Source organism: Streptomyces sp. CLV115 (assembly GCF_038448545.1).
In the GTDB taxonomy this organism is placed as follows: Bacteria; Actinomycetota; Actinomycetes; order Streptomycetales; family Streptomycetaceae; genus Streptomyces; species Streptomyces sanglieri.
In genome coordinates, this window is the sequence record NZ_JBCEWQ010000176.1 from 1 (window position 1) to 16,624 (window position 16,624).

General features: G+C 72.1%; 17 protein-coding genes and 1 pseudogene. 11 read left to right on the forward strand and 7 right to left on the reverse strand.

All coding sequences use genetic code 11. From position 1 onward, the window contains the following. The first annotated feature begins 360 nt into the window (after nucleotides 1-360). Nucleotides 361-2,322 (forward strand): translation factor GTPase family protein, encoded by a 1,962-nt coding sequence (locus AADR41_RS36040; RefSeq protein ID WP_342286183.1) that lies wholly within the window; start codon nucleotides 361-363, stop codon nucleotides 2,320-2,322. Between the two features lie 44 nt (nucleotides 2,323-2,366). Here the strand turns inward: AADR41_RS36040 and AADR41_RS36045 are convergent, their stop codons facing one another. Both AADR41_RS36045 and AADR41_RS36050 read right to left on the reverse strand, forming a co-directional pair. Then, nucleotides 2,367-3,224 (reverse strand): transglutaminase-like domain-containing protein, encoded by an 858-nt coding sequence (locus AADR41_RS36045; protein ID WP_342286184.1) that lies wholly within the window; start codon nucleotides 3,222-3,224, stop codon nucleotides 2,367-2,369. 17 nt (nucleotides 3,225-3,241) lie between these two features. Further along, on the reverse strand, nucleotides 3,242-4,243 hold the full coding sequence (locus tag AADR41_RS36050; protein ID WP_342286185.1) for a GNAT family N-acetyltransferase: 1,002 nt from the start codon (nucleotides 4,241-4,243) through the stop codon (nucleotides 3,242-3,244). 117 nt (nucleotides 4,244-4,360) lie between these two features. Here AADR41_RS36050 and fdxA point away from each other — a divergent pair, with 117 nt between their 5' ends. After that, a complete protein-coding gene (fdxA, locus tag AADR41_RS36055) occupies nucleotides 4,361-4,681 on the forward strand; it encodes a ferredoxin (RefSeq protein WP_018956287.1) in 321 nt (106 codons plus the stop codon). A gap of 129 nt (nucleotides 4,682-4,810) precedes the next feature. Further along, nucleotides 4,811-5,905 carry a bifunctional succinyldiaminopimelate transaminase/glutamate-prephenate aminotransferase gene (locus AADR41_RS36060; RefSeq protein ID WP_342286189.1) on the forward strand — a complete coding sequence of 365 codons (1,095 nt, stop codon included), beginning with the start codon at nucleotides 4,811-4,813 and terminating at the stop codon, nucleotides 5,903-5,905. Nucleotides 5,906-6,008: 103 nt separating this feature from the next. Here the strand turns inward: AADR41_RS36060 and AADR41_RS36065 are convergent, their stop codons facing one another. Together AADR41_RS36065 and AADR41_RS36070 are read right to left on the reverse strand one after the other, a co-directional pair. Next, nucleotides 6,009-6,410: an ATP-binding protein gene (locus tag AADR41_RS36065; protein WP_342286190.1), complete on the reverse strand. Its 402-nt coding sequence runs from the start codon at nucleotides 6,408-6,410 to the stop codon at nucleotides 6,009-6,011. A gap of 288 nt (nucleotides 6,411-6,698) precedes the next feature. Continuing rightward, nucleotides 6,699-7,643 (reverse strand): hypothetical protein, encoded by a 945-nt coding sequence (locus AADR41_RS36070; RefSeq protein WP_342286191.1) that lies wholly within the window; start codon nucleotides 7,641-7,643, stop codon nucleotides 6,699-6,701. Nucleotides 7,644-7,704: 61 nt separating this feature from the next. On the opposite strand from AADR41_RS36070, the gene dapE reads away from it, so the two are divergent. Both dapE and AADR41_RS36080 read left to right on the forward strand, forming a co-directional pair. Continuing rightward, the gene (gene dapE, locus AADR41_RS36075) at nucleotides 7,705-8,784 is read left to right on the forward strand and encodes a succinyl-diaminopimelate desuccinylase (protein ID WP_342286192.1); all 1,080 of its coding nucleotides are present in this window, start codon (nucleotides 7,705-7,707) and stop codon (nucleotides 8,782-8,784) included. A 102-nt stretch (nucleotides 8,785-8,886) separates the two neighbouring features. Further along, nucleotides 8,887-9,636: an LOG family protein gene (locus tag AADR41_RS36080; RefSeq protein ID WP_342286193.1), complete on the forward strand. Its 750-nt coding sequence runs from the start codon at nucleotides 8,887-8,889 to the stop codon at nucleotides 9,634-9,636. A gap of 79 nt (nucleotides 9,637-9,715) precedes the next feature. Here the strand turns inward: AADR41_RS36080 and folP are convergent, their stop codons facing one another. After that, a complete protein-coding gene (gene folP / locus AADR41_RS36085; protein WP_342286195.1) occupies nucleotides 9,716-10,588 on the reverse strand; it encodes a dihydropteroate synthase in 873 nt (290 codons plus the stop codon). A gap of 155 nt (nucleotides 10,589-10,743) precedes the next feature. Here folP and AADR41_RS36090 point away from each other — a divergent pair, with 155 nt between their 5' ends. Together AADR41_RS36090 and AADR41_RS36095 are read left to right on the forward strand one after the other, a co-directional pair. Then, a complete protein-coding gene (locus AADR41_RS36090; protein WP_342286197.1) occupies nucleotides 10,744-11,226 on the forward strand; it encodes a DivIVA domain-containing protein in 483 nt (160 codons plus the stop codon). Next, on the forward strand, nucleotides 11,223-11,807 hold the full coding sequence (locus AADR41_RS36095; protein WP_342286199.1) for a DNA-3-methyladenine glycosylase I: 585 nt from the start codon (nucleotides 11,223-11,225) through the stop codon (nucleotides 11,805-11,807). Before AADR41_RS36090 ends, AADR41_RS36095 begins: the two co-directional genes overlap by 4 nt. 94 nt (nucleotides 11,808-11,901) lie before the next feature. On the opposite strand, the gene chcB is transcribed toward AADR41_RS36095, so the two are convergent. Next, complete coding sequence (gene chcB, locus AADR41_RS36100; RefSeq protein ID WP_342286200.1) at nucleotides 11,902-12,714, reverse strand: 2-cyclohexenylcarbonyl CoA isomerase; 813 nt, start codon at nucleotides 12,712-12,714, stop codon at nucleotides 11,902-11,904. Between the two features lie 313 nt (nucleotides 12,715-13,027). Here chcB and AADR41_RS36105 point away from each other — a divergent pair, with 313 nt between their 5' ends. Further along, nucleotides 13,028-13,195: a DUF3117 domain-containing protein gene (locus AADR41_RS36105; protein ID WP_003966491.1), complete on the forward strand. Its 168-nt coding sequence runs from the start codon at nucleotides 13,028-13,030 to the stop codon at nucleotides 13,193-13,195. A gap of 252 nt (nucleotides 13,196-13,447) precedes the next feature. On the opposite strand, the gene AADR41_RS36110 is transcribed toward AADR41_RS36105, so the two are convergent. After that, complete coding sequence (locus AADR41_RS36110) at nucleotides 13,448-14,113, reverse strand: O-methyltransferase (protein WP_342286201.1); 666 nt, start codon at nucleotides 14,111-14,113, stop codon at nucleotides 13,448-13,450. Between the two features lie 182 nt (nucleotides 14,114-14,295). On the opposite strand from AADR41_RS36110, the gene sigE reads away from it, so the two are divergent. From sigE to AADR41_RS36125, 3 genes and pseudogenes are all read left to right on the forward strand, one after another. After that, nucleotides 14,296-15,057 (forward strand): RNA polymerase sigma factor SigE, encoded by a 762-nt coding sequence (gene sigE, locus AADR41_RS36115; RefSeq protein ID WP_206433351.1) that lies wholly within the window; start codon nucleotides 14,296-14,298, stop codon nucleotides 15,055-15,057. Beyond that, nucleotides 15,054-16,088 (forward strand): zf-HC2 domain-containing protein, encoded by a 1,035-nt coding sequence (locus AADR41_RS36120; protein WP_342286202.1) that lies wholly within the window; start codon nucleotides 15,054-15,056, stop codon nucleotides 16,086-16,088. Before sigE ends, AADR41_RS36120 begins: the two co-directional genes overlap by 4 nt. Before the next feature lie 113 nt (nucleotides 16,089-16,201). Next, nucleotides 16,202-16,624: pseudogene (locus AADR41_RS36125) on the forward strand (protease); the annotation flags it as partial.

Below are 16,624 nucleotides of genomic sequence, written 5' to 3' on the forward strand. Positions count from 1 at the left end.
CCCCGCCGCGTGGAGTCCCACCCGTCGCCCGCCCTCGGTCGGTCCCCGATCGTCCGTCAATAACACCGCCAATCGGGGGAGTTGTTGCCTTCCCCGCAATGTGATGGTCCGGCGGGACGGCCCCCGTGACCTGCCGGATTCCCGCGCCGAAGACCCCGAATCCGCGTCGAGGACGCCTCCGGACCACGCGGCGCGCCGCCACCGGCCCGCTTGCCGTCGAGTGATAAATCGGTTGTCGGCGGTACGGGCACCCTGCTGTACTCGCCCGCAGAAATCGATCGACGAAGGAGCGGGTCGTGCGAGGAACTCACATGTTCATTCAGGCGGGAATTGTCACCGATCTTGAGGACATGGAGTTTCGTGCACACGCTGAATCTGGGAATTCTGGCGCATGTCGACGCCGGTAAGACGAGCCTGACCGAGCGGCTGCTCCACACCGCCGGTGTCATCGACGAGATCGGCAGCGTCGACAAGGGCAGCACCCGGACCGATTCCCTGGCGCTCGAACGACAGCGCGGCATCACGATCAAGTCCGCCGTCGTCTCGTTCGCCGTCGACGACACCACGGTCAACCTGATCGACACCCCCGGCCACCCGGACTTCATCGCCGAGGTGGAACGGGTACTGGGCGTGCTCGACGGCGCCGTGCTGGTCGTCTCCGCGGTCGAGGGCGTACAGCCGCAGACCCGTGTGCTGATGCGGACACTGCGGCGCCTGCGCATTCCCACGATCGTCTTCGTGAACAAGATCGACCGCGGCGGCGCGCGATGCGGCTCCGTCCTGCGGGACATCGCCGAGAAGCTGACCCCGGCCGTGGTCGCCATGGGATCGGTCGACGCTCCCGGCGGCCGTGATGCCCGCTGCGCTCCGTACGGCCGCGCCGACACCCGCTTCACCGACCGGCTGACCGAGCTGCTCGCCGACCACGACGACGCGCTGCTGGCCGCGTACGTCGAGAACGGCGCGGTGCTCCCGTACGACAGGCTCCGCGAAGAGCTGGCGGCGCAGACCGGGCGGTCGCTGGTGCATCCCGTGTACTTCGGCTCGGCGATCACCGGGGTCGGGGTGGACGCCCTGATCGCCGGGGTCAGGGAGCTGCTGCCGGCGAGCCGGGGCGATGCCCGCGGACCGGTCTGCGGCACCGTCTTCAAGGTGGAGCGCGGACCGGGCGGCGAGAAGACCGCGTACGTCCGGTTGTTCTCGGGCACGGTACGGCTCCGCGACCAGCTGCCGTTCGGGCGGGGCGACAGGCGGGCCGAGGGCAGGGTGACCGGGATCAGCGTCTTCGAGCAGGGCTCGGCCGCTCGCGCGACCGAGGTCGAAGCGGGCCGGATCGCGAAGCTCCGGGGGCTCGACGGCATCCGGATCGGCGATCCGGTCGGCGAACCCGACGCGGCCCCGCCGGACCACTGGTTCGCCCCGCCGACGCTGGAATCGGTGGTGGTCCCCAGCCCTCCGGCGAGCCGGGGCGGACTGCTCCTCGCGCTCACGCAGCTCGCCGAACAGGACCCGCTGATCAATCTGCGGCAGGACGACATCCGCGAGGAGGTGTCCGTCTCGCTCTACGGCGAAGTGCAGAAGGAGGTGATCCAGGCGACACTGGCCGACGCATACGGAATCGACGTCACCTTCCGCGAGACCACGACCGTTTGCCTGGAGCGGCCGCACGGCAGCGGAGCGGCTCACGAGATCATCGATCAGAACGGGAATCCCTTTCTGGCGACCGTCGGTCTCCGGGTCGACCCCGCCCCGGTCGGCAGCGGCATCACCTACCGGCTTGAGGTGGAGCTCGGATCGATGCCCTTCTCCCTGATGAGGGCGGTGGAGGAGACCGTGGGCCGGACCCTGCGGCAGGGAATCCACGGCTGGCAGGTCACCGACTGCGTCGTCACCCTGACGCATTCCGGCTACTGGTCCCCGGTGAGCACCGCGGGCGACTTCCGGAATCTGACCCCGCTGGTCCTGATGAGCGCGCTGGAGCGGGCCGGCACCACGGTGCACGAGCCGATCCACCGGTTCCGCCTGGAGCTCCCGGCGGACCTGCTCGGCCCGGTCCTGCCCGTGCTGGCCCGGCTGCGCGCCGTCCCGGAGGCACCGGCCGTGCACGGTCCCCTGTGTGTGCTGGAGGGCGACGTCCCGGCGGCCGGCGTCCATGAACTCCAGCAGCAGCTGCCCGGCCTGACGAGCGGCGAAGGGGTGCTGGAATCGTCGTTCGACCGCTACCGGGCGGTCGTCGGCGCGGCCCAGGACCGGCCGCGCACCGACCACAACCCGCTCAACCGCAAGGAGTACCTGCTGCGCACGGTGCGCAGGGTCGTTTGAAGGCCGCCCCGCCGCCCCACGGGGGCCGCCCGGTGGGGCAGCCCTCAGTTCAGCAACGACCGGGCGGCCCGCGCCCGCCGGCGGATCGCCTCCGCGGCCGCGGGCTCCACCCCGTCGACCACGTCCGCGTACTCCTCCATCTCGGCCGCCCCGCGCAGGAACTGCCCGCTCTGTACGAGCAGCTGGGCGCGCTCGTAGCGCAGCCGGGCGGGATGCGAGGGGAGCAGCAGCGACAGGTCCACCGCCCACAGCGCCACGTCCGTGTGCTCCGGGCGGGCCGCCGCCCAGGCCCTGATGTTGTTCAGGATCCGCAGCACGATCTCCAGCGGCCGGGCGGGCACCAGCATCGACTCCTCCAGCGGCTGCCCGGTGGCCCCGGCCACCAGCAGCTCCGCGTCCTGCCCGGTCATCGGCCGTCCCCCGTCGAACGGATCGGCCAATACCCGCTCGGCCGGATCGCCGAAGCCGACGACGAAATGACCGGGCAGCGCGACCCCGTACACCGGGGCGCCCGCCCGCCGCGCCACCTCGATCCACACCACGGACAGCAGGATCGGCAGCCCGCGCCGCCTGCGCAGCACCTCGTGCAGCAGCGACGACTCCAGCCGCTGGTAGTCCGCCGACGAGCCCGCGAAGCCGCACCGCTCACCCAGCAGTCCGGCCAGCGCCGACGCCCAGGCCCGGCCGCCCCGCACCCCGTACGGAAGCCGCCCCGCCAGCTCGTCCAGCTCGATCTGCGCCGCGTCGATCCCGTTCACGTCCAGCGCCGGATCGGCCACCGCGCCCAGCAGCAGGCAGAGCAGCGCGAGGTCCGGCCGCTCGGCGCGCGCCTCCTCGGCGAACTGCCGGCGCAGCTCGTCCGGATCCGGGCGGCCGGGCCGGCCGGCGGGTTCAGGATTCATCGCAGCCGTCCGCCTCCTCAGGCCGACCGGAAGTGGTGGTACAGGTGGTGCACCGCGAACCCCATGTCCTCGTACAGCGCCCGTGCCCCCGTGTTGTCCGTCTCCACCTGGAGCCATGCCGCCGACGCGCCCTCCTCCAGGGCCCGGCGGGCGAGCGCGGTCATCACGGCGGTGGCGATGCCCCTGCGGCGGTACGCCGGATCGACCTCGACGGCCATGAAGCCGGCCCAGCGGCCGTCCACCACACACCGCCCGATCGCGGCGGGTGCCGCGTCCCCGCCGTCACCGGGCACCGAGGCGAACCAGACCGAGGGGCCGCCGCGCAGTACCGCCAGGACGTGCGGGCCCGGGGTGTCGAAGCGCTGGTAGCGGGAGAGCCACGTCTCGTCGAGGTCCCGGCTCAGCCGCACCTGCGACACGTCCGCGTCCAGATCACCGATCGGCGCGAGTCCGGCGGTCCGTACCTCCGCCGTCACCTCGCGGCGCCATCCGCGCTCCTCCAGCTCCGCGCAGAGCAGCTCCTGGGTGCCCTCGGCACCGGTCGCGGTCTGGATGTACGCGGGCAGGTCCCGTTCCCCGTACCACCGCACAACGCGCCCGAGCGCCTCGTCGAGCGGGACGCCCGGATCGCCGAGTGGCAGTACGGAGTTGGCGCGCCGGGTGAACCCCCGCGCGGCGCGCAGCAGCCAGTCGCCGAGCGGTTCGCTCTCCACCGGCTGCCAGGCGCGGGCGCAGACGGGCGCGAGCTCCTCGAAGGAGGCCGCCGGGCCGCGCCGCCGGGCCGGAGCGGCCGGCACGACCTTGCCCGCCACCAGCGCCGACTCCGCGATCCGGACGGACTCACCGCTCTTCGGTGTGATCGAAAGCACACCGTCGTCCCACGATGTGAGAACTCCGACCGTGTCGGCGAACTTAGCTCCTTGCGGGCCGCTCTCGCACACACGCCGGACTGATACCCGTTTGCCCACGTCAGCCGGTGTGATTCGGACCTTGAGCTGTCCGCCGATGGTGAATTCCACAGCTCTCTATGCCCCTCCTGTTCGGTTCGTGCCCCGGAACGGAGATACTAGGGGCGGGCATCGACGACGCCGCGCTCCCGCGCGAGAGCCAACGCCCTACCGAGGAGGAACGACAGCGTGACCTACGTCATCGCGCAGCCTTGTGTCGACGTAAAGGACAAGGCCTGCATCGAAGAGTGCCCCGTCGACTGCATCTATGAGGGCCAGCGGTCCTTGTACATCCACCCGGACGAATGCGTCGACTGTGGAGCCTGTGAGCCGGTGTGCCCGGTCGAGGCGATCTTCTACGAGGACGACACCCCGGAGGAGTGGAAGGACTACTACAAGGCGAACGTCGAGTTCTTCGACGACCTCGGGTCGCCCGGTGGTGCCTCCAAGCTGGGCCTGATCGAGCGCGACCACGCGTTCATCGCCGCACTGCCGCCGCAGAACCAGTAATCCGCGGCCGGCACGTGCGCCGCCCCGGTCCCGTACGGCTCGTCACCGTGCGGGACCGAGGTGTTTCCACGCCCGGGTGACGGGCGGTCCGAGTGCCGTCCGTGACCCCGTACGAGAAAGCAGAGTTCCGTGTCCGCAGTCTCCTCCCGCCTCCCGGTCTTCCCCTGGGACAAGCTCGCGCCCTACAAGTCGACGGCCGGGGCCCACCCCGACGGCATCGTGGACCTGTCCGTCGGCACGCCAGTCGACCCGGTGCCCGAGCTGATCCGGCAGGCGCTCGTCGCCGCCGCGGACAGCCCCGGCTATCCGACGGTGTGGGGGACCACCGAGCTGCGTGACGCGATCACCGGGTGGGTGGAGCGGCGGCTCGGCGCGGTCGGGGTGACGCACCACCACGTCCTGCCGGTCGTCGGCTCCAAGGAGCTGGTGGCCTGGCTGCCGACCCAGCTCGGCCTCGGCGCCGGGGACAGGGTGGCCTACCCGCGCCTCGCCTACCCGACGTACGAGGTGGGTGCCCGGCTCTGCGGCGCCGAGCCCGTGGTCTACGACGACCCGACGGAGCTGGACCCGGCCGGGCTCAAGCTGCTCTGGCTCAACTCGCCGTCCAACCCGACCGGCCACGTCCTGGCCAAGGACGAGCTGATCCGGATCGTCGCCTGGGCCCGTGAGCACGGCGTGCTGGTCTTCAGCGACGAGTGCTACCTGGAGCTGGGCTGGGAGGCCGAGCCGGTCTCCGTGCTGCACCCGGACGTCTGCGGCGGTACCTACGAGGGCATCGTCGCCGTGCACTCGCTCTCCAAGCGCTCGAACCTGGCCGGCTACCGAGCGGCCTTCGTCGCGGGCGACGCGGCGGTCCTCGGTGAGCTGCTGCTGATCCGCAAGCACGGCGGCATGATGACGCCGGCCCCGGTCCAGGCGGCGACGGTCGCGGCGCTCGGCGACGACGAGCACGTGGCCGAGCAGCGTACCCGGTACGCACAGCGGCGCGCGGCCCTGCGCACCGCGCTGGAGGCGCACGGCTTCCGGATCGAGCACAGCGAGGCCAGCCTCTACCTGTGGGCGACGCGCGACGAGCCGTGCTGGGAGACCGTGGCGTACCTGGCGGAGCTCGGCATCCTGGTGGCGCCCGGCGACTTCTACGGACCGGCCGGCGACCACTTCGTACGGGTGGCGTTCACGGCGACGGACGAGCGGGTGGCGGCCGCCGTCGAGCGACTGGGCTGAGAGCCCGCCGGCGCACCTGAGCCGCCACACGCGAGGGGGCTCGGGAGTGCGGACTCCCGAGGCCCCTCGCGTATGTGATGCGCCGGCCGGCGGCCGGTGCGGGTCAGCCGCCGATCGGCAGGCCCTGGGTGGGCAGGCCGCCCCCGGTCACCGAGCCGGCGGTCTCACCGATGACCTGGCCCGCGCTGCCCGCGGCGCCGCCCGCGGCCTTCTGCACGGCGGGGGTGGTCTCGGCGCCGGCCTTGCCGACGGTCCTGCTCGCGGCCGGGAGGGTGGTCCCGACGATCTTGCCGCCGGTTTCGCCCGCCACCTCGGTGCCCTGCTGGGACGCGCCGTCGACCGTCTTGCCGAGGCCGGCGCCGTCGACGGCGGTCAGACCGCCGAGCTCCGGGGCCTGCGGGAGCTCCGCGGCACCCGCGGCTCCGGCCGCACCGACCACGGGGGCGGCACCCGCGGCGATCAGCAGTGCGGCACGGGCGATCCGGCGGGTCAGGGGGAGGGACATGATGCTCCTTCGACAGGATGAGGAATAGGTCTGTCCGTTGATCGGACGCAATGACAACCGTCGAAAGGGCGGGGGAGGTTGCGGTGGGCCGAGGTAAAGAGTAGGCAATGTGTCACATCATCGGCATTGAGGAAACCCAAGTTGACGGGTCATTCCCAAGGGTGTTGATGAATCGTCACTTCCCTTCTACTGCAAGGGAATTGGGGTAAGGCCGACAGAATTCGGGAGCCGCGGCCCGGGGGTGTTGTCCGGAAAGGATCGGACGAAACCTGCGGGTGATCGCACGAACTAGCGCGCGAGCCTGATTCGTACGTCGGTGGTGCCCGATTCCTTCCGTTCCGTCCGCCAGCCCGTCCCGGCCTCCCACACCCGGCCCGCGTACGAGACCTCGTCCAGGCGGAGCGCCTCGGACTGCGCGACCGCCCAGTGCGCCAGCTCCCAGCCGCGCCGGGCCGAGCCGTCGTCCTCGGACGCCCGGGGCGCGGGCACCGGCACCGAGACCGTGCTCGTCGCCGCCGCACCGGCCGCCCCGCCGTCCTGCGGCGCCGTCCTCGCCGCGGGCAGCACCTCCTTGCCGAAGGCGCGCACCAGCTCCGCCCGCACCTTCGACGCGTCGGGGCCCGCCGCCGTCGCCCGCGGCGGCGCGCAGTTCAGCGCGGCGGGCGTGCGGCCGGTCAGCGCGGCCGCCAGCAGGGCCGCGTCCGGCTCGTGCTTCGCGTACGCCTGCGGGAAACCGCTGCGCTGGACCCGCTGGGCCGCGACCGTCAGCGGCAGCCGCGAGTAGCCGGGGACCTCGGCCAGATGCCGGTAGAACTCCCCGGCGGAGTAGACGGGGTCCAGGATCTGCTTCTCGGTGCCCCAGCCCTGCGAGGGGCGCTGCTGGAACAGCCCCAGCGAGTCCCGGTCGCCGTGCTCGATGTTCCGCAGCCCGGACTCCTGGAGCGCGGTCGCCAGCGCGATGGTCACGGCGCGCTCCGGCATCCCGCGCGAGGTGCCGACCGCGGAGATCGTCGCGGCGTTGACGGCCTGCTCCGGGCTCATCCGGTACGTGCGGCCGTCGCCGCCCGAACCGTCCGCGGACCGCACGGTGCATCCCTCGATGACCTGGCTGCCGGTTATGTACTGAACGGTCAGATAGCCGCCGAGCGCGGCGAGCACGACAAGGGCGGCCGCGATACGCAAGGGGCGGCTGCGGCCGGTGTGTCGGCGGGCGGGGGAGACGGTCCGGGGCACGCGCCCACCGTACTGGAGTGCCCGACCGGGGCCGAGGGCCCTGTCCTTTAGGGTCGGTCCCATGCCCGAAACCACACTTGACCTCACCCTCGACGGCCCGGAGCTGACCGCCCGGCTCGTCGACTTCCCGTCGGTCAGCGGCCAGGAGAAGGACCTCGCGGACGCGATCGAGTCGGCGCTGCGCACCCTCCCCCACCTGACCGTCGACCGGTACGGCAACAACGTCGTGGCCAGGACGGACCTGGGCCGCGCCGAGCGGGTGGTGCTCGCCGGGCACATCGACACCGTCCCGATCGCCGACAACGTGCCGTCCCGGCTCGACGGGAACGGGGTGCTGTGGGGCTGCGGCACCTCCGACATGAAGTCGGGCGTCGCCGTCCAGCTGCGGATCGCCGCGACCGTGCCCGAGCCCAACCGCGACCTGACCTTCGTCTTCTACGACAACGAGGAGGTCGCCGCGCACCTCAACGGGCTCGGCCACATCGCCGACGCCCACCCCGACTGGCTGACGGGCGACTTCGCGATCCTGCTGGAGGGCACCGACGCCGAGGTTGAGGGCGGCTGCCAGGGCACCCTGCGGGTCTTCCTCCGTACGGAGGGGGAGCGGGCCCACTCCGCGCGCGGCTGGATGGGATCCAACGCCATCCACTCCGCCGCCCCGGTCCTGGCCCGCCTCGCCGCGTACGAACCGCGCCACCCGGTCATCGAGGGCCTCGAATACCGCGAGGGCCTGAACGCGGTACGGATCGAGGGGGGCGTCGCCAACAACGTCATCCCGGACGCCTGCACCGTCGTGGTCAATTTCCGGTACGCGCCCGACCGGACCGCCGAGGAGGCGCTGGCCCACGTCCACGAGGTCTTCGCGGACTGCGGCGTCGCCGAATTCGTCGTCGACGACCACTCGGGCGCGGCCATGCCCGGCCTCTCGCACCCGGCGGCCAAGGCGTTCATGGCGGCGGTGGGCGGCACCGCCCGGCCCAAGTTCGGCTGGACGGACGTCTCCCGCTTCGGTTCCCTCGGCATCCCCGCGGTGAACTACGGACCGGGCGACCCGCTCTTCGCCCACAAGCGCGACGAGCACGTGGTGGTCGAGCGGATCACGCAGTGCGAGGAGCGGCTCCGCTCCTGGCTCACCTCCTGACCCATGGCATTCCCCTGTCCGTAACCTCCGTCGATCTACCCTGACCTGACAACGGATGGTCGTCCGCGGACGGCCGTCGATCGTCGTCGGAGGGAGCAGGTCATGGCCAACCCCGAGGGAGCACGCGTCCCCGAGGAGAAGCGGGTCGGACCGGTACTGCGCCGCAGGGAACAGGTGCAGCCAGGTACCACCGACCAGCGGCTGCTGGACACCGAGGGCGACTCCGAGTGGGTGCACACCGACCCCTGGCGGGTGATGCGCATCCAGTCGGAGTTCGTCGAGGGATTCGGCGCGCTGGCCGAACTGCCGAGCGCGATCAGCGTCTTCGGCTCCGCCCGTACCCCGGCCGGCGGACCCGACTACGAGGCGGGCGTACGGATCGGGAAGGCCCTGGTGGAGGCCGGCTTCGCGGTCATCACCGGAGGCGGGCCGGGAGCGATGGAGGCGGCGAACAAGGGGGCGCGGGAGGCGAAGGGGGTCTCGGTCGGTCTCGGCATCGAGCTGCCCTTCGAGTCCGGCCTCAACCCGCACGTCGACATCGGCGTCAACTTCCGCTACTTCTTCGTCCGCAAGACGATGTTCGTGAAGTACGCGCAGGGCTTCGTCGTACTGCCCGGCGGGCTCGGCACCCTGGACGAACTCTTCGAGGCCCTCACCCTCGTCCAGACCGGCAAGGTCACCCGCTTCCCGATCGTGCTGTTCGGCACCGCCTACTGGAGCGGTCTCGTGGACTGGCTGCGGGACACGGTGGTGGCACAGGGCAAGGCGTCCGAGCACGACCTGCTGCTGTTCCACGTCACCGACGACGTGGACGAGGCGGTCGACCTCGTGACGAAGGAGGTCGGCCGGTAGGAGCCGTTCGACGAGCGGGGCCGGGACGGGTTCGGGGCGTGGGATGCGCCCGGGGCGCGCCCCGGCGGTCCCGGCCGGGTCAGGCCAGTCCGCGCCGTGCCACGGCCGGCTCCCGGTGCCCCGCGATGGACGCCACCATGTCCAGCACCTGCCGGGTCTCCGCCACCTCGTGCACCCGGTACACCTGCGCCCCCAGCCACGCCGAGACGGCCGTGGTCGCCAGCGTCCCGATCACCCGCTCCTTCACCGGCCGGTCGAGCGTCTCGCCGACGAAGTCCTTGTTGGACAGCGAGACGAGCACCGGCCAGCCGGTCTCCGTCATCTCGCCGAGCCGGCGGGTCGCCTCCAGGGAGTGCCGGGTGTTCTTCCCGAAGTCATGACCGGGGTCGATCATGATCCCGTCGGGCCGCACGCCGAGCTCCACCGCCCGCTCGGCCAGTCCCACCGTCACCCGCAGGATGTCCGCCATGACGTCCTCGTAGGCGATCCGGTGCGGCCGGGTCCGCGGCTCGGCGCCGCCCGCGTGAGTGCACACCAGACCCGCTCCGTACCGCGCGGCGACCTCCGCGAGCTTCGGGTCCACGCCGCCCCACGCGTCGTTCAGCACGTCCGCGCCGGCCTCGCAGACCGCCTCGCCCACGTCGTGGCGCCAGGTGTCGACGCTGATCACCACGTCCGGGTGGCGGCGGCGCACCTCCGCGACGAACCCCACCGTGCGGCGGGCCTCCTCCTCGGTGGTCACCTCCTCGCCCGGACCCGCCTTCACGCCCCCGATGTCGACGATCGCCGCACCGTCCGCGATCGCCTGCTCGACCCGGGCGAGCGCCGGTTCGTCCCGGAAGGTCGCGCCCTGGTCGTAGAAGGAGTCCGGAGTACGGTTCACGATCGCCATGATCACCGGCTCGTGCGGACCGAATTCGCGCCGCCCCAGCCTGAGCGCACCGCTTCGCATACCGCGTTTCTCCTTCTGGTAGACCGCCCCGTGAGCTCTGATGGATCGCCCCATGAGCCGCCTGCGACCCTAGTGCCTCACCCGGCGGACACCGGCTGTCGGTGCCGCATGGCACGATCGGAGCCGGACAGGTTTCCGCTCCCGGGGAGATGCGAGTGTTCTGGTTCTTGCTGGTGACGATGGTCGTGGTCGTGGCCGCGGTCACCCTGGCGGTGGTCGGCGGGGGGAAGAGCGCCGTCCTGCAGGACGTGGCGCCCGAGCAGCTGACCGACCCGCTGCCTGTCACGAGACCGGTCGGCCGTGCGGACATCGACGCGCTGCGCCTGCCGGTGGCGGTACGCGGCTACCGCATGATGGACGTCGACGAGGCGCTCGACCGGCTCGGCGCCGAGCTCGCCGAGCGGGACGCGCGGATCGCCGAGCTGGAATCGGCGCTGGCCGGCGCCCAGGCGACCGCGGTCGGCGGCCCCGATCTGATCGAGCCGCAGGAACGCCCGCAGCACGACCGGGAGCTGCCCGGAGACCGCCCGAGAGCGCCGTGGGAGGCGCCGGAGCAGGACTCGCGGCACAGCGAGAACACCGGGCACACCGGGCACACCGGGAACGCCGGGAACACAGGAGAGGAGCACCTGCGATGAGCGGAGCCGAGGCGGCCCCGGACGGCGGCCTGCGCTGCCCGTGGGGGCTCTCCACCGAGGACTACCTCGCCTACCACGACACCGAGTGGGGCCGGCCCGTCCACGGCGACGACGCCCTCTTCGAGCGGCTCTGCCTGGAGGCCTTCCAGTCGGGCCTGTCCTGGCTGACGATCCTGCGCCGCCGGGAGGGCTTCCGTTCCGCCTTCGCCGGGTTCAGGATCCCCGCGGTCGCGGAGTTCACCGACGCCGACAAGGAGCGCCTCCTCGCCGACGCCGGCATCATCCGCAACCGCGCGAAGATCGATGCGACCCTCGCCAACGCCAAGGTGCTGGCCGGCTGGGCGGCCGGCGAGCTGGACGAGGTGATCTGGTCCCACGCCCCCGACCCGGCCGACCGCCCGGTCCCGCGCACCACCGGAGACGTCCCCGCGGTCACCCCCGAGTCCACCGCGCTGGCCAAGGACCTCAAGAAGCGCGGGCTGCGCTTCGTCGGACCCACCACGGCCTACGCGCTGATGCAGGCGTGCGGCCTGGTCGACGACCACCTGGCCGACTGCGTGGCACGCGGAACCGGCACGTAGGGCCGCGGGGACCGCGGGGACGTGTCGGCCGCGGGGACCGTACGGGCGGTGGGGGCCACAGGGGCCGCGGGGACCGTGTGGGCCGTTCCGGGGTCTACCGGCCGAGGTACTTCGGCTTTTCCTTGTTCAGGAACGCCTGCACCGCGATCGTGTGGTCCTCGGACCTCCCCGCCCGGGTCTGGAGCTCGTCCTCCTTCTCCAGCGCCTCGCTCAGCGTGTGACCGGCACCGTGGGCCAGGGACTCCTTGAGCGCGGCGTAGGCCACGGTGGGGCCGGCCGCCAGGGCGCGGGCCACGGCGGCGGCCTCGGCGGCCAGGTCGGCGGCGGGCACCAGCTTGTTCACGATGCCCAGCTCATGGGCGTCCTGCGCGGAGATCGAGCGCGGGAAGAACAGCAGATCGGCGGCGCGGCTCTGACCGATCAGACGGGGCAGCGTCCAGGAGACGCCCGAGTCGGCGGTGAGGGCCACGCCGGCGAACGAGGTGTTGAACGAGGCGGTGTCGGCGACCACTCGGTAGTCGCAGGCGAGCGCGAAGCCGAAACCGGCACCGGCGGCGACCCCGTTGACCCCGGCGACCACCGGCTTGGGCATCTCGGTGATGGCCCGCACGATCGGGTTGTAGTGCTCCCGCACCGTGCTCAGCGCGTTGCCGCTGCCCGACTCGCGGGTGCTCTCCAGCGTGGCCACGTGCTCCTTCAGGTCCTGGCCGACGCAGAACGCCCGCCCGGTCGCGGTGAGCAGCACGGCCCGTACCGCGGTGTCGTCCGCCGCGGACCGCAGCGCGTCCCGGAGGGCCACCTTGGCCGCGGTGTTCATGGCGTTCATCGCGTCGGGACGGTTGATCGTGATCGTCGCGAGTCCGTCGCTCACTTCGTAGAGCACGCTGTCCGCCATGTGGTCGGCCATTTCGTTGTCCCCTTCGCACCTCGGGCAATGCCTGTCCAGGCAAGCATGGCCGACTCCGGCGGGCGCCGACATGTGACCTGCGTCTAACAATTACGCCCCGATGCGGGGGTGAAGGCGGCGGAGTATCGCAGGCCGATCGCCGAATTGGGTGGTTTTGAGAGAGCGCGTTGCGCAAGCGATGCAGACCGATGTTGGTCATCGGGGTCTGTGATGCGGGATAATGGCTTTGAAGCAACGTGTTCGATGCCGGTGACACAGCGCCTGTCATGGGGCCGCCGGTTGCGATGAGCTGGTTTCAGGAAGGGGAACGAGCATGGCGGCCATGAAGCCGCGGACGGGCGACGGCCCGCTCGAGGTGACAAAGGAGGGGCGGGGCATCGTCATGCGCGTTCCGCTCGAAGGCGGCGGTCGGCTTGTCGTGGAGCTGACTCCGGACGAGGCCGATGCCCTCGGCGATGCCCTCAAGAAGGTCGTCGGCTGAGCAGAGGCGCCCAACACTTCAGTACTGCCCCGGCACGGATTCCGTGCCGGGGCAGTACTGCGTGATCAAGCCGGTCCCGCCACCCGGGCACGAAATCGAAATCAATCCGGCCCGGCTGCCCCGGACGCCGAATTCAACCCGGTCCCGCTGCCCGGGCGCGAAATCAAGCCCGCCCGGCGATTGAGGGCACCCCGGACGGCCCGCACACGGGCCGAACAGTACGAGCCACGGGCCAGTCCCCGCTCCGGGGCGTCAGCCCCTGCGCACCGCGCACAGCAGCCCGTCGCCCACCGGCAGCAGCGTCGACATCAGCTCCTGGCTCTCCCGCACCGCACGCAGCAGCTCCCGCAGCCGCAGCACCTCCGCGGGCTGCGCGGCGGAATCGACCGTACGCCCGTCGGCGAAGACGCCCTCGAAGCAGACCAGGCCGCCGGGGCGCAGCAGGCGCAACGATTCAGCGAGGCAGTCCAGACTCTCCAGCCGGTCGCCGTCGCAGAACACGAGGTCGTATCCGCCGTCCGCGAGCCGGGGCAGTACGTCCAGGGCGCGGCCGGGAATGAAGCGGGCCCGGTTGGCGGCGAACCCCGCGGCCCGGAACGCCTCGCGGGCGAACTGCTGGCGCTCGGGCTCCGGGTCGACCGTGGTCAGCACGCCGTCGGGCCGCATTCCATGCAGCAGGTAGAGGCCGGACACGCCGGTCCCGGTGCCGATCTCGGCCACCGCTTTGGCGTCCGTCGTGGCAGCGAGCAAGCGCAGCGCGGCGCCGGTACCTGGCGACACCGAGCGGAGCCCCGCCTCCCGGGCCCGGTCCCGGGCCCAGTGCAGTGCTTCGTCCTCGGCGACAAAGGCGTCGGCGAACGCCCAGCTCGTCAGCCGGTTGGCGGTAATGACCCTCTCCTGTCCCCGTAGTTGGCGCAACGGTGACTGTATCCGCTGCGCCCGGGAACCCGCAGATGGGACCGGGCGTTATGGAGAGGCAGGGGAGAGCACGTGGATTCGGCCCGCAGATCGGGTCCGGGAGCCACGGGCCGGCGGTTTCCGGGGTGATCCCCGGCCCCAGCAGGAAAAAGGCTTATCCGGAGCTAACGGGCGAGGTGGCTATGGTAGGGGCTCCACTGGACACCACCAGAGCCGATAGGGGAGGTGCGGCTGCGCCTGTGGATCGGGGAGGAGTGCTGCGGCGCTTTCTCAGGTCGGCGGGTGAGCCGAAATCCGTGACCAACATTGCTGACCGTTCTTCCAACGACTCCGCACCGACCGCGACCTTCGCCTCAGATGCGGACTCCCAGGCGTGGACGCCGCCCTCATGGGAAGAGATCGTCAGCACGCACAGCGGCCGGGTCTACCGCCTCGCCTACCGGCTGACGGGCAACCAGCACGATGCCGAGGACCTCACCCAGGAGGTCTTCGTCCGCGTGTTCCGGTCGCTGTCGACCTATACGCCGGGCACGTTCGAGGGCTGGCTGCACCGCATTACGACCAACCTGTTCCTGGACATGGTCCGTCGTAAGCAGCGGATCCGTTTCGACTCCCTCGGCGACGACGCCGCCGAGCGGCTGCCGAGCCGTGAGCCGTCCCCGCAGCAGGTCTTCAACGACACCCACTTCGACGCGGATGTGCAGCAGGCGCTGGACACCCTCGCGCCCGAGTTCCGTGCCGCCGTCGTGCTCTGTGACATCGAGGGCCTTTCGTACGAGGAGATCGCCGCGACGCTGGGCGTGAAGCTCGGCACCGTGCGCAGCCGTATCCACCGCGGCCGCTCGCACCTGCGCAAGGCGTTGCAGCACCGTTCGCCCGAGGCCCGGGCCGAGCAGCGCTCGCTGGCGGGCGCGATCCTTGCAGGGGAGGGCGGAACGGCGTGAGTGGCACAGATCCGACCCCCGCGGAACAACACCTGGGGGACCGCCTCGCCGCGCTCGTCGACGGCGAGCTGAAACACGACGCCCGCGAGCGGGTGCTCGCCCACCTCGCGACCTGCGCCAAGTGCAAGGCCGAGGCCGCGGCGCAGCGACGCCTGAAGAGCGTCTTCGCCCAGTCCGCCCCGCCGTCGCCGTCCGAGGGGTTCCTCGCCCGGCTGCAGGGCCTTCCAGGGGGTCCGGGGGGTGACGACGACGGCCCGGACAGACCATTCGGCGGCTCCGGGCGCTTCGCCGACGGGCTCTTCCCCGTGATCCAGCCGTCCGGCAGCCGCCCGGACCCGCCGGGGAACCGGCCGCTCGGCGGCTTCGGCTTCCTCCCCGCCCCGCACGGCTCGACCGCCGTGCTGCCGGGCGGGCCCTCCCGTTCCGGTTTCCGGATCCATGAGGTGGGCCGGGAGGGCGAGCGGTCGCCCTGGCGCGGCCGGAGATTCGCCTTCGCGGCGGCGAGTGCCGTCTCGTTGGCGGCCATCGCCCTCGGTGGTGCCCTGCCCACGGGTGCGGGCCCCAGCTCGGCGGCCCGTGCCACGGGCGCCGGAGGGAATGCGGTGACCCCGCTCGACACGCCTTCGCGCGGCGAGAGCGGCGGCCCGGCCGGCCGTCGCGGCGGCGGCAGCCACGGCACGCTCGCCGCGAGGGGATCGGGCGAGCGCTCGATCGCCTCCGCCCCGTCGACGGCGCCGAGCGTCGCACCGGCGGCGACCTCGGCCACCCCCGCGGTGCTCTCCACCGCGACCCTTGCCGGGAGCACCCTGGCCACGCACGTCCTGACCAATGTGTCCGCGCCGCCGCTGATACGTCCGACCGGCACCACCCCGCTCTTCGCCCAGGTCTTCGGGCGGCTCGCCACGCAGTCCCCGGTGCCCTCCACGCCACCGTCCGGGACGCAGTCGTCACCACCGCCCTGGGCACGGTCGTCGGCCTCGGCGCTTCCCGACCCCGCCGATCTCGGTCTGCCGCTTTCCTCCCGGCGCTGACCGACGGGGTCTGCGCAAGTATTCGCAAACCTGGTTGAATTCCGGGAGCAGTTCCGGGAGGGACGCCCCTGGCGGGGCGTGCAGAGGCCAGTTGCGGCAGTTGCGGGGAGAGCATGGAAGACGGGAAGTCCACCGGGCCGAAGGCCAAGTGGTGGAGCAGGCCCACACCGGGTCGCACCACTCGCACGGCACCGGACGGGCCGACACCCGTGGCGGACCCGGCGGATGCACCGACGGACGCGATCACGGCGCCGGACGCAGGCTCGGCGACGGAAGCGACGGAAGCGGCGGCCGGGAGCGGCACGGCGGAGCCGCAGCCGGGAGTGGCCACGGCCGACGCGCCGCCGGCCCCGGCCCCCGGGCCGGTGCCCGACGTGCCGGCCGCTCGGCTCACGAAGCCGCTGCACGAGCCCGACGAGTACAGCACCCCGCCCTACGGCGGACCGGGCCCCTGGGCGCCCGCACCTCCCGTGCAGCGGCCGGTCCCGACCCCGGCGCACGGCACCCCCGTACCCCCGCAGTACGCGGGGACGAAC